Raw genomic sequence first — 13,029 nt, 5'->3', positions numbered from 1 at the left:
AACTCCATTTTAAAGGATAAATACATATGGCAATAGCACCAACTACATGATAATATTATGATGAAGTTTAACTATATAGAGCAGCGAAACAAATGAATACATAAATGCAAAATTACTTGTTTCGGGAAAGAGCGGGAATCATGCTTGTCGTTTTAAACCAGATTGTCATCTTATTTATCTTAATCATCATCGGCTATTTTTGTAAAAAAATAAAACTGATATCCAATGATATGAATCATGATATCAGCAATCTTTTAGTTAATGTGGCGGTTCCTGCACTGATCATTGTTTCTTTGAACAGTATGACTTTCTCCCAGGATCTGATGGTAAAAAGTCTGCAGTTACTGTTTATGTCCTTTTGCCAGTATTTATTTATTATTTTGATATCCTATCCTTTGGTCAAGATGATTAAGGTAGAAGGAAAGACCCGGGATGTTTTTCAATTCTCACTAATTTTCGGGAATACTACCTTCATGGGCTATCCCGTAGCTTTAGCTGCTTTGGGGCAGCAAGGACTCTTTTATATGGCCGTCTATGATATCATGTTTTCTGTTTTTGCCTGGACCTATGGGGTGGTCATCATGAGCCGCCCCTTATTAAAAGCACAGGATAATACATCGGGGGATTTTGATTTTACCCCTCAACCGAGAAGCATAAAAAAAATAATCAGCCCTCCAATTGCGGCGGTAGTGATCGGATTTATTATCTTGGCTTCCCCTTTGACTCTTCCGGTAATCTTCGAACAGACCTTAGAAATGATCGGCGGCATTACCACACCCCTGGCAATGATATTTATCGGATCTGTTTTGGGGGAGATGGAATTAAGAACATTGTTTCAAGACGGCAAGGCAATCTTGTGGAGTCTGCTCCGATTGATTTTCTTGCCTTTGATGGTATACGGTGTTTTGCGCATCCTGAATTTTGACGGTTATCAACTGGGTATTCCTGTACTTTATGCTTCCATGCCTGTGGCGGCGATGACCTCAATTTTTGCCGCCAAATATGACAACGATTATCGCATGTCCTCTAAGCTGATCTTTATCAGCACTTTCCTGTCCATTTTCACCCTTCCCCTGGTGATGTGGGTTTTGCTCCGTTAGAGAATATTAGGCGCGAGGAAAGAATAGAATTCGCCCAAAATACAAAGAATATGTTTTTGTTCACAATCTTCCTGAATAAAAATAATGCGCTTCAAAGGTAAGATAAAAATCAGAAAGGTGATTAAGATGATCCAAGAGCTGGTATTTATCAGGCACGGCAAAGCAAGCGACAGATGGGACGGCTTTGATGATTCTAAAAGGGAGCTGACAGCGGAAGGTGTTAAGGAACTAAGAAAAATTATCCCCTCTCTGAAAATGTTTTTTAAGAAGGAGAGAGACATTCTGCTCTGGACCAGCCCTTACCTCCGTGCTGCTCAAACAGCTGAAATCATTTCGGAGAAGCTGGATGTTAAAAAAATTAAAGTTTTTGACTTTATCAGTGAAGGAGATTATCTGGGTTTTTCTCAGGAATTAGTTAATGTAAAAAAACCTGCCTCCCTGATCCTGGTCGGACATGCTCCTTATTTAGGCGATTGGAGTGAAAAAATTAGCGGATATCAACTACCTTTTAAAAAAGGAGCTGCGGCCGGGTATAAATTAAATACCCTGATCCCACCGACGGGAGAATTGTTATGGTTTGTGCAACCTAAGATGTTCCTAAGAATGAAATAAAAAGCGAGGTGATGAGTATGAAAAATCAGGAAATCGAATTAAAATTACGACTGATCAATGAAGTTGACGCCGCTCTTATTTTAGAAGACGATCTTTTTTCTTCAGTTAAATTTATGGGAACGCCGATGATTCATGATTTTGAAACCACCTATTATGATACCCCGGATTACCGCTTAATGCAGGCTCAATGCACTTATCGTATACGTAAATCCGGTGAATACTCGATCGCGACAGTTAAAGATTCCGGATCCAGCCAAGGGGGGCTTCATGTTCGAAATGAATGGAACGTTAAGCTGGATCAGAACCTGCCGGATCTTGTTCCTTTTTCGAATTTGCCTATCGGACCTAAACTTTCCGCCCTCGCCGGCGAAGAAGAACTCATCCCGATTTTTCAAACCAACTTCCAACGCCAGGTTCTGGAAGTGGTCACGGAAGACGGTAGTTTAATTGAACTGGCTGTGGATCAGGGCAACATTATCAGCGGTGAAAAAAAAGCACCTCTGGCAGAAGTTGAGTTGGAATTGAAAAATGGCCAGGTGGTAAGCTTACTGGAATTAGGCGCCCTACTGGCAGAAAAAACCCCGATGATACTGGAGGAGAAAAGTAAATATTTGCGGGGTCTGATACTTTCCGGCCTCCCCGTAAAAGAAGAGTTAACCCCTGCTTATACCTGGGACAAAAAAAAGGACTTGCAACAAACATTACGGGAAGTCATGCTCTTTAGTCTGAAGGAAATCATCAATAAACAAGAAATTTTTCTGAAAGCACCGGAAGATCCCGAAACTGCCCATCAGCTGCGGGTAGAAATCCGCCGCCTGCGTGCTCTTCTTTCTTTTCTTAAACCCTTTTTCAGTCAGAAAGAAGAGAAAAAGCTTCAGGATCTGCTCAGAAAAATTGCACAAAAATTTGGTTATCTGCGTGAAATAGATGTAATGTTGGAAGGGTGGGAGGAATTAGGACAATCCCGTCCAACTTTATCCCTAGACAATTCCGCCCTCCAAAAGGTATTAAAGGAAGAACGAAAATTAACCCAGCTTACTGTTACCCAGGAAATTTCCTCCGGGATTACAACACCGATATTGCTGGAAATTTGGGCGGAATTGATCAACTTATCCTTTGATGAAATTAGCGTGGAAGATCTGAAACAACGTTTTCAAACCCTTCTTCTTAAAATGAGTAAGATCAGCAAAAAAACGAACTATCAAGTTCTGGCGGAGGTACACGCCTTACGTATTCGAGGCAAAAAACTGCGCTATGCGGCAAACACATTTGGCCCGGTTTTAAGGAAAAAAGATAAGGTGCTTTTTAGCGAATTAAAGGCCTTGCAGGATGCTTTAGGCCAAATTTGCGACACCCATAGAAATCAGGAACTTTTGCGGGATTTGAATGAAAAATACCCCAGTGCAGCCCTGTCCTTTGACAGCGGGGTACTTTCCGGATGGCAGCAAACTGAGTTGGAAGAACAGGTAAAAAAAGCGAAAGGGTTTTCCTTGAGATAAACAGAATCAAACAAACATCTTTTCATGAAAAACTTAATAAAAATTTAATGCAAATTTAATATTATTTAGATATAATTTGTCAAATAATTTGAATTTATGAGTTTTTGACGGACTTTGTGAAAGATGAAATATGACAGGAGCACGAGCATGAGAAAAATCGGCATTATCGACATCGGTTCTAATTCCATGCGTCTGGTGATTGTACAAATCAGACCGGACGGATCATTTAAAATCATTGATGAATTGCGGGAAAGCGCACGCTTGGGAGAAGAAATGAACGGCACCTCTCTACTGAAATCCGCAAAAATCCAGACTGCCATCGAAGCTTTAAAGTTTTTTCGCAATCTTTGTGATGCCCTGGCAGTAAGCGAAATTATCTGCGTAGCCACGGAAGCGGTGCGCCGGGCAAAAAATAAATCGGAATTTGCAGAACAAGTTTTAAAGGAAACGGGGATCCAGGTACAAATCTTGTCCGGAGCAGAAGAAGCCTATTATGATTATTTAGGTACCGTCAATACCCTGGACTTGTCTCAAGGCTTGATTATGGATATTGGAGGCAGCAGCACGGAATTAGTCCTGGTGAAGAACCGGCAAGTAGAAAACCTAACCAGCTTACCCTTTGGTGCCCTAACTCTTGCCCAAATGTTTCACCTGGAAGGAGCTATCAAACCCTTGGATCGACGGAATCTTCAGCGTTTTCTGAAAGAGCATTTCAAAGACATTGATTGGTTGAAAAGAGATGCACAAGGAGATTTACCTCTGATCGGTATTGGCGGTTCCTTTCGTAATATTGGCAAAATACACCGCAAAATGATTAATTATCCTTTGGATGTTGCCCATAACTATCCGATAAGCAGTACAGCCATTCAGAATATTTACGAAATGATAGGAGGGCTGTCACAGAATGAGCGAAAGAACATCAAGGGTCTTTCTAAAGATCGGGCGGACATTTTTCCCGGCGCATTGGCCGCCATTACACAATTACTGGAATTTACCGGGACTGCCAATGTCATTATCAGCGGTGCCGGTTTGAGGGAAGGCATTTTTTATAAGCACGTACGGCAAACTGTTCCACTGCCGCAAAATCTTTTAGATCTCTCTTTACAAAATGTGATGCACAATTACGAAATCAATGAAAATCATGCCAACCATGTATGGGATTTAGCCCGTCAATTGTATCATCAATTCCAAAAACAATTCGACATGGCTCAAGATCAGGAGAAGGTACTGCAAACAGCGGCACTTCTTCATGACAGCGGGATTAGCGTTAGTTATTATGACCATCATAAACATTCCTTTTACCTGATTTTAAACAGCCGCATCAATGGCCTGACCCAAAAAGAACTGATGATGGCGGCTTGGGCGGCAACACTGCACCGTAAGGATGAAGTAAGAATTACCGCCCCATTCCGGACTTTTCTTAGCAAGGAAGAAATCCAGAGCGTGCAGCAGCTGGGCATGCTGCTGCGCATTTCCGAAAGCCTGGATCGTCGTCAAAATGGTAACGTTGACAAAATTGAGTGCACTTTTAAAGGCAGTGTTACCCTTCTTAAAGTATCTTCTAAAGTAAATCCCGGTTTAGAGATTAATGATGCCTTATCTGTGGCGCCCAGCTTTAAAAAAGTATTCAAGAATTGGCTCCAGATCGAAGAAGCCTAATATTTTTAGGAGAAACAATTCATGGGAAAAAAAGATTTTGAAATCGTTGGTGCCATTGATGTGGGGACGCACAACCTGCATCTGACTATTGCCCAAGTTCATAAGAACGGTAAAATTGTAATTTTAGAGGATTTGACCAAACCTACTAATATCGGCAGTGATGCCTTTACCACCGGCCGGATCCAGAACGAAACGATCATAGATACCCTTAAAGCCTTAAAAGGATTTGCTTTTGTACTCAGGGAATACAAGGTAAAAAAAGTGCGGGCGATTGCCAAAAGCGCCTTACGAGAAGCTGAGAACCGGGAATATGTCTTGGAACACATTCGCATGAAAACAGGGATCACTGTAGAAATCATCAACAATGCCCAGGAAAGATTCCTTATGTACAAAGCCTTGAGATATCAAGCTCAGGACTTGAATCTTACCAATTATCGGGAATCGGGCTTAATCATCAATATTGCCTCTGGAGGAACCGAAGTTTCCATCTATCACAAGGGAAATTTGGAATTTACTGAATATATTAAGATTGGTGTCCTGCGTCTGCACGAGACCCTGGCAGAATTACAACATAAAACCATAGATTATGCCCAGGTGATGGAGGATTATATCGACAGTAAATTATCGATGCTGAAACCAATAATGAGCAAAACACCTATTAAGTATTTTGTAGGTTTGGGCAGTGAATGCAATACGGTATTCCGTCTTTTAGAACCGGGGGATGACCATTACATCCGGCAAGAAACGCTAACGGATCTATATGAGCGGGTGCGTGTCATGATGGATGATCAGCTGATGGAAAGATATGCTCTTTCCCCGCGGGAAGCGGAAACGTTTTTGCCCGCAGTTATTATTCTTCATTCTTTTTTCAAAATGACCCTGTCAAAAGGTATTTATGCCCCCAAAGTGGTACTGCGTCACGGAATTTTATATGATTTGGCGGATCAGCTTTTTGATCATTTCCGTCAGGAAGAATACCAAAAGGACATAATCAGTTCCGTTTGGTATATCGCAAATAAATACCGGGCGGACAAACTGCATTCCGCTCAGGTGGCTAAGTTATCTCTTACCGTCTTCGATCAGACCAAAAAGCTGCATAAGCTGGGGGAACGGGAACGTCTCTATTTAGAAATTGCTGCGATTTTGCATAACATTGGCTACTTCGTTAATTTCAGCGATCATGATAACCTTTCCTATGCTCTGATTCTAAGACAAAACATCATGGGCCTCGCCAATGAGGAGCTTGATCTAATTGCTCAAATTGTGCGCTATCATGATCATGAGGAACCCGGACTTCATCACCAGGCGTACCAAATTTTATCTTTCAGGGACAAGATCACAGTTTCTAAACTGGCGGCCATTTTGAAGCTTTCAAATAGTCTCGATGTATCTCAGGGCCAGAAAATCCAAGGGGTAAAAATTGTGTTTTCGGAAAACATCCTTAACTTTTATCTGAAAACCAAGCACAATATTTTACTGGAAGAATGGACATTTTCCCAAAAAGCTTCTTTTTTCGAAGAAGTACTCGGTGTAAGACCGCAAACCAGGATTAAGAAATAGCTGAAGTTTACGATCAATGACAGAAGGAAGTGGATGCAAGGGTGTCTAAAGAACATAATTTTATCAATCGGGAGCTGAGCTGGCTGGAATTTAATCATCGTGTACTTGAAGAAGCCTATGACCCTCATAATCCTCTTTTTGAACGCTTAAAGTTTGCCGCCATCGTCTGCTCCAATTTGGATGAGTTTTTTATGGTACGAGTTGCCTCCCTCCGGGATCAAATAGAGGCCGGTTTCAATAAAAAGGATCCTTCCGGGTTAGCACCGGAAGAAGAAATGGCAGCAATATCTAAAAGAGCCCATCGTATGGTGCAGGAGCTCTATCAATGCTATCATCATTCTATTAAAAGAGGTTTAAAAAAGGTAAAAATAAAATTGTTGCATGCTAAGGAGTTATCAGAAGAACAAAATAAATATCTAGATGATTTTTTTCCAAACAGGTTTTCCCTGTTTTAACTCCAATGGTCGTTGATAACAGCCGCCCTTTTCCTTTAGTAATGAATAAAAGCTTAAATATTGGCATTCTGGTAGCAGACCCCAAGAACAGAAAGAATTTTCATTTTGCCACCGTCCAGGTACCGGGGGTGTTGGATCGCCTCATAGAAATTCCCTCACCGGGTGAGACAAGAAACTTTATTCTTCTGGAGGAATTGATCAAGAATAAATTGGATCAAATATTTTTCGGCTACCAAATTTTAGCCACTGCCAATTACCGCATTACCCGCAATGGGGATTACAGCCTGGATGAAGAGGGAGCGGAGGATCTTCTTGCCGCAATCGAAGCCTCTTTGCGTCAAAGAAAATGGGGGTCGGTAATTCGCCTGGAAGTTGATAAAAATGCAGACACCCGTCTTTTAGAAATATTGACGGAGGAACTGGAAATTACCCTGGATGAGGTCTATTTGATTTCTGGTCCCATTGACCTTCATTTTCTCCATCGTATTGCCGCCCTAAAAGGTTATGACCATCTCCTGAATCCACCCTTTGAACCGGTGATGCATAAAGACTTTTATGATGTGGAGGATATTTTCTCCGTAATCAGCCAAAAGGATGTTTTGCTGCACCATCCTTACCATTCCTTTGAACCGGTGTTGCAGCTGATTCAAGAAGCAGCTGAAGATCCCCAGGTCTTGGCTATTAAGCAGACCCTTTACCGGGTAAGCGGGAATTCTCCCATTGTGGATGCATTGGTTCAGGCTGCAGAGAACGGCAAACAAGTGACCGTCCTCATGGAAATTAAAGCCCGTTTTGACGAACAAAACAATATCCATTGGGCTAAAAAATTAGAAAAAGCCGGTTGTCATGTAATTTACGGGTTGGCTGGATTAAAAACCCATTGTAAGGTGTTGCTGATCGTGCGTTCAGAAGAAGAGGGTATTAAGCGGTATGTTCATTTAGGGACAGGAAACTATAACGACGTTACTGCCCGTCTGTACAGTGATATTGGGCTCTTGACTGCCAATCCTTATTTTGGAGCGGATGCTTCCAACTTGTTTAACATGCTCTCCGGCCTTTCCCAGCCTTTGGAGATGCATCGTTTAGTGGTAGCCCCCTCCCATTTACGAAACAAAATCATGAAATTTATTGATCGGGAAACCGAAAACGCCCAACAAGGAAAAAAGGCGCATATTATCATAAAAATTAATTCATTGACGGATCAAAATATCATCGAAGCTCTATATAATGCTTCCCAGGCGGGCGTAAAAATTGAACTGATTATCCGGGGTATCTGCTGTTTACGAGCCGGGGTGCCCGGGTTAAGTGATCATATTTCTGTCACCAGCATTGTCGGTCGTTTCCTGGAGCATAGCCGCATATATTATTTTTGGGCCGATGGAGAGGAAAAAATCTATTTGTCCAGTGCCGATTTAATGGAAAGAAATTTAAATCGCCGCGTCGAAACTTTATTTCCCATTGATGATGAAGAAATCAAGCAAGAGGTCAAACATATCTTACACGTGACATTAACGGATAACGTTAAGGCGCGAAAGCTAACGGAGCAAGGCATTTATTTAAGACCATCAGCGCGGGGAAAAAAGGTCTTTGACAGCCAAAAGATTTTTTATCAGGAAGCACAGGAGGAAGTGCCTAAAAAAACTTCAAGGGTCTCACAAGAAAGTTTTCACCCGGTGACTTCGATAAAAGATCAGGTTGTTTAACCAATAAAGAGCAAAGACAAAAAATTAAAGAGAGGGTGGAGGGCATGATAACCTGGAGAAATAATGATAATGATTCAAAAGAAGCGGAAATAACAGCCATAGCAACAAAAGCAGAACAAGATGAGCAGTCTTCCTCAGTCCTGCCTGATGAAGTTGCAGCTGATACTGAAACGACCATGAATGAAGAGACACAGCAAGAACCCGGGAAAGATAATCAGGAACATGCTTCTGAAGCAGATGATGAAGCTGTAAAAGATGATAATGATAAAAATGAGGAAACAAAAGAAGATGATATTGAAGATGGCGATTATAAGGATGACGATGATGATCTAAACGAGATTGATGAACAAAAAGACACAAAAGAATCCTTAGAATATTCTGTTGTGATCAAAAAAGATGAAAAAAAGAAGAAAAAGAAAAAGAGCAAAGCCAAAAAAATCCTGGGTAAAAAAATTAATCTGTGCAAATTGGTGAAGCGGGATTTCCATAGGAAGCATCAGGAGGAATATATCGCTTTAGTGCTTGAGCCACGCTACCTCTGCCGAAAATGCGGAAGGACAGCTCATAGTAAAAAAGTGTTATGTAATCCGGTGCGGATTGCTGAGGAATAAAAAATGTAAAAAGTTCAACCACCAATGTCAAACGGCTGGTTGAACTTTTTGCTGTTATAATCTTTTTGCACCCTCATAGGCCAGATTTGTTGGAACGAGAATGTTTCATTTTTCGTGTATTAGGTTATTCCCAACAAGGTTTAATACCTTGCAATAATGTGTAAAATTTTGCACAGCCAGAAAGACAATGTTCTGCCGAAAGGCAATCAATCTGAGTGTCTGACTGTAGAATACTCAAGCTATGGAAAAGGCAGTCTTGAAGGGTTGCTTTTTTTCTTGAAAAAAGGTACGGTTCGGGTCACCTGCGTTGAAAGTCCCACTTATTTCTTATCCAGGAAAATAGTTAGATGCAAAATACCATCTTTAGGCGAATATAAGTTATCAATACCCGTTATCGGTAAGAAATCAAGTTTATTTCTTATATCATCCTTATCTTTGTCTTGGCCAGTTGTAGCATACATGTCAAAAATGCTTCCGATCCAAGCACCATCAATGAATACTCTTCCATTTATAAATTTTGAATAGCCGATAGGAACCAAAAATTGATTTTCTTTTACAGCTATTTCCTGTCTGGAAAAATTAAAGATCAACTCTTTGCCATCATTTTTAACAACTGCTACCTTACGATCATTCTCCCAGTCTACCGAATCAACATATTGTTGGAAAAGCCATCTTACAGGCACCCAATCATCTTCTTTGAAAATTTCTTTTTTTATAAAAGGTGCGTTTTGATTTTCTGCAATTGTAACTTCAACTTGAGCTAAACAAGTTTGTACATTGGGAATTACCAGTGCTGCAGAAAATACCAGCACTGAAAAAAATATCAACAGAAAGTTTCTCATATGTAAAACACCTCGTTAATTTGTTACATCTAATATATGTTGTTGTGTCCCAATGGATCCCGTTGAAGGGGTTTTGTTAACTTTTTCAGAAGGCCAATCGACTGTTCCGTAAATTTTTCCGGTGTTAGGATTAATCCTTGTATCAAGTAAAGAAGTAGTTAGAGTTACCTGCGTAGTACCGTCAACCTTAAGCAATTTTGCATTATTGTAGGTTGTGTTAATTTTCCCTAGGGGAGTTGTTGTATTCCAGTTTCCCCAATTTGTGTTATCCCATGCTAAGCCTGTAACCCTTCCCGCTCTAAGTGTAGACTTTTCGGAACTGGTAAAGGTTTTAGTAATACCAAACACCAATGACTGGGAAGTCCCGCTTATACTGACACCATTTGCATAGTACTTAATTTTGCCATTGGCTGGCTCATATCTTAAATTCTGAGTAAATGCCGTATTACTTTTGAAACGCGGTACAGTATTGCCATTAATGTCATTAAAGTTTAATGGCCCACCATTGACTCTAACGTATCCTGAATAGTTGTCATTTTGATAACTATATTGCAAACCTCCTTCAACAGGATAAGAGCTACCAAATTCCCAGGGTGTTCCACAATCTAAAGTGTTATAGAGATATCCTGTTGTTTTTGGCTTTTGATTATCAGGATTAGGTATAGGTAAATATTCCCTAATGTCCATTGCCCCATTAGCTTTAGTAGGCAGTGTCATTGTAGAATAAATACCCATATACCCTTGTACCGATGTTTGACGAACAAAAGCTCCTGTATATGCACCATTAATTTTTGCAGGATCTTGAGCGGTAGCCTTTTCAACCTCCTTCCCTAATCGAAGGTCAGTTGCATCAGTATCCTCAATTAAGTCCATCCCACTAATTTCTACTGTCTCAATATATCCGTCTTTATCAAAAAGATTTCCACTTTCGTCCATATAGAAGACAAATGCGTTTTATAGGGATTCTTCTAATTCCTTTTTAAATAGCTCATAGTCATCAGTCACTATACCAACGTTCTTTGAGAACTCCTCTTTCTCTTCTTCATTAAGTTCATCATATTGTTTCAACTGATAGTCAAATTCTTCACTAATTAATTTTTCAATCTCAAGTTTATAATCAACCTTTAATGCATCCACTGGGATATTCGTTTTTGCATAAGAACTCGCGGAATAAATAAGAAATACAGTTAAGACAAAAAAAGCTATCAAATACTTCTTCATTTTTTAGCCTTCTCATATAATGATTCCACTGAAAAAGGGTCATTTTACGATTTTGCACGCCATATATGGGTCTGTTTAATTCATCACTCTATATGTAGCCTAAAATTTAAAAATAGCGGTTTCTGCAATGGAATCATATAATTAATTTTGTAATCCAAATCCCATTAAATTTCCAGTTTTGATTTTAATAATTAAACATTAATCTCTTAGTAACTTTTACTTATTAGTAGCCCGTTTACTATGCTCTTAACTGGGAGAAAGTACGCATGTTATCACCTCCTGGTATGATATAGTCATAGCCCAAAGGGCTAGATTCTGCTTCTTAATTCGGCTGGAATGAGTAACATCAAGATAGCCGAAAAACTTGACATCCACCGTAACTCAGTAGAACTATTATATCGAAAAATATATAGTTAGCTATTAACAGCGACAACCTCATCCTGTGATATCTCATCCATTTTGTACTTCCAATGATAAACAACCGGTTCACGGTTCACTTCTTGGAAATACAAATAAATACGATCAACGAGTTCCTGTTTTGTTTTTACACGGATTCCACGAAGCATCTGTTTGGTCATTTTGCTGAAGAAACTTTCAATCATATTCAGCCACGACCCATGTTTTGGAGTAAAGACGAATTCAAATCGCCCCTCTGGCATTGTGGCAAGGAAGTTCTGTGTTTCCTTTGATTTGTGGGCAGAGTGATTATCCAGGATTATTCTGATTTTGTCTTTAGCAGGGTACCTATCATCAAGTATCTTTAAAAATGCTACAAAATCAGAACTTTTATGAGTATCACTCACCAAGGGTATGGCTTCTCCTGTCAGTAAATCAATAGCTGCAAGAAGAGAGACTGTTCCAAGCCGTTTGTATTCATAATCTCTGAGTACTGTACCGTTTTTCGGCGTCGGTCTTAAATCGTCTGTTGTATTGGCGATTGCCTGTATACCGGGTTTTTCGTCATAGGATAGTGTCACAGTAAAGACACCATCTTCCGGAACAATGATATTTCCTTCATCGTCAAACTGCATCTCTACTTGTTTGTAGACCATAAGGACATTGTGCATTTTTGATTCAAAATCAGGATCACGTTTCTCGCAATAATACTTGATTTTGAAGGGTTTAATGTCAGACAGACTTACGCTTTAACTAGCGTTGAACAGTATGTAGATGAACAAAACCGATGAAAATGGCATGGTTAAAGGGTTTTCATCGGCTAAAGCGAAAATGGTCGTGTGTCTACAGAGTATCATTACCTGCAATATTAATATTGTAATAACGTGGTGGCACATTTAGATCCATCTTTTTAAACAATTTGCCTTGTTCTGTAGTGAGAGGTTACTCATCCATACTTCACCGCCCTGACACTTATGGTGTCCGATTTGTACCGTATGGAGTGTTCGCTTTATGTTGTACCAGGTTTGATCCAATTCTTGCTCAGCCATGCGAATCAGCAATAATCCAAGCCAGCAAAGAAGGACATGTGATTTTATCCGATCTGACAAACGATGATATACGGGGCGAATATCCAGAGTATGTTTCAAATCACGAAAGGAAGTATACCCTAATTCATCTGCGATAACGACATCGTACTTTCCGAAACGGTTTTCAAAATAACGGATGGTCTTCGCACTGTTACTTTCCTTAAGGGTCATGACCAGGAGGGGATCAGCATCCGAATTCATTTCAATGAGCTGGTTGACCTAATATTAGATTACCATATACAATTGCCGTGCTATAGTACGGAAACTGGCCTAAGTGACTATC

The 13,029-nt window shown here is 40.1% G+C and carries 11 protein-coding genes and 1 pseudogene; 7 read left to right on the top strand and 5 right to left on the bottom strand.

The features are described 5' to 3' along the window. Positions 1-140: 140 nt before the first annotated feature. The 7 genes and pseudogenes from CEQ75_RS04315 to CEQ75_RS04285 all read left to right on the top strand — a co-directional run bounded on the left by CEQ75_RS04315 (position 141) and on the right by CEQ75_RS04285 (position 9,199). A complete protein-coding gene (locus CEQ75_RS04315) occupies positions 141-1,100 on the top strand; it encodes an AEC family transporter (RefSeq protein WP_198306633.1) in 960 nt (319 codons plus the stop codon). Between the two features lie 126 nt (positions 1,101-1,226). Continuing rightward, positions 1,227-1,712, top strand: a complete 486-nt coding sequence (locus CEQ75_RS04310) for a SixA phosphatase family protein (protein WP_157677330.1) — start codon at positions 1,227-1,229, stop codon at positions 1,710-1,712. Positions 1,713-1,729: 17 nt separating this feature from the next. Next, positions 1,730-3,211 carry a CYTH and CHAD domain-containing protein gene (locus CEQ75_RS04305; RefSeq protein ID WP_198306632.1) on the top strand — a complete coding sequence of 494 codons (1,482 nt, stop codon included), beginning with the start codon at positions 1,730-1,732 and terminating at the stop codon, positions 3,209-3,211. A 147-nt stretch (positions 3,212-3,358) separates the two neighbouring features. Then, positions 3,359-4,870 carry an exopolyphosphatase gene (ppx, locus tag CEQ75_RS04300; protein ID WP_198306631.1) on the top strand — a complete coding sequence of 504 codons (1,512 nt, stop codon included), beginning with the start codon at positions 3,359-3,361 and terminating at the stop codon, positions 4,868-4,870. 21 nt (positions 4,871-4,891) lie between these two features. Beyond that, positions 4,892-6,430 carry a Ppx/GppA phosphatase family protein gene (locus CEQ75_RS04295; protein WP_089609228.1) on the top strand — a complete coding sequence of 513 codons (1,539 nt, stop codon included), beginning with the start codon at positions 4,892-4,894 and terminating at the stop codon, positions 6,428-6,430. 29 nt (positions 6,431-6,459) lie between these two features. Continuing rightward, a pseudogene (locus CEQ75_RS04290) lies at positions 6,460-8,588 on the top strand (RNA degradosome polyphosphate kinase). Positions 8,589-8,632: 44 nt separating this feature from the next. Then, positions 8,633-9,199 carry a hypothetical protein gene (locus CEQ75_RS04285; RefSeq protein WP_089609227.1) on the top strand — a complete coding sequence of 189 codons (567 nt, stop codon included), beginning with the start codon at positions 8,633-8,635 and terminating at the stop codon, positions 9,197-9,199. 320 nt (positions 9,200-9,519) lie between these two features. On the opposite strand, the gene CEQ75_RS04280 is transcribed toward CEQ75_RS04285, so the two are convergent. From CEQ75_RS04280 to CEQ75_RS19185, 5 genes are all read right to left on the bottom strand, one after another. Next, complete coding sequence (locus tag CEQ75_RS04280) at positions 9,520-10,041, bottom strand: stalk domain-containing protein (protein ID WP_089609226.1); 522 nt, start codon at positions 10,039-10,041, stop codon at positions 9,520-9,522. A 15-nt stretch (positions 10,042-10,056) separates the two neighbouring features. Next, positions 10,057-10,977, bottom strand: coding sequence for a hypothetical protein (locus CEQ75_RS04275; RefSeq protein WP_089609225.1), 921 nt, complete (start codon positions 10,975-10,977; stop codon positions 10,057-10,059). 18 nt (positions 10,978-10,995) lie between these two features. Next, the gene (locus CEQ75_RS04270; RefSeq protein ID WP_089609224.1) at positions 10,996-11,262 is read right to left on the bottom strand and encodes a hypothetical protein; all 267 of its coding nucleotides are present in this window, start codon (positions 11,260-11,262) and stop codon (positions 10,996-10,998) included. A gap of 413 nt (positions 11,263-11,675) precedes the next feature. Continuing rightward, complete coding sequence (locus CEQ75_RS04265) at positions 11,676-12,389, bottom strand: IS630 family transposase (protein ID WP_428830923.1); 714 nt, start codon at positions 12,387-12,389, stop codon at positions 11,676-11,678. A gap of 165 nt (positions 12,390-12,554) precedes the next feature. Then, positions 12,555-12,947: a hypothetical protein gene (locus tag CEQ75_RS19185; RefSeq protein ID WP_089609223.1), complete on the bottom strand. Its 393-nt coding sequence runs from the start codon at positions 12,945-12,947 to the stop codon at positions 12,555-12,557. Positions 12,948-13,029 lie beyond the last annotated feature (82 nt).

It is taken from the genome of Dehalobacterium formicoaceticum, from assembly GCF_002224645.1.
Classification (GTDB): Bacteria; Bacillota; Dehalobacteriia; order Dehalobacteriales; family Dehalobacteriaceae; genus Dehalobacterium; species Dehalobacterium formicoaceticum.
This window is presented reverse-complemented; position numbering and strand designations above follow the sequence as displayed.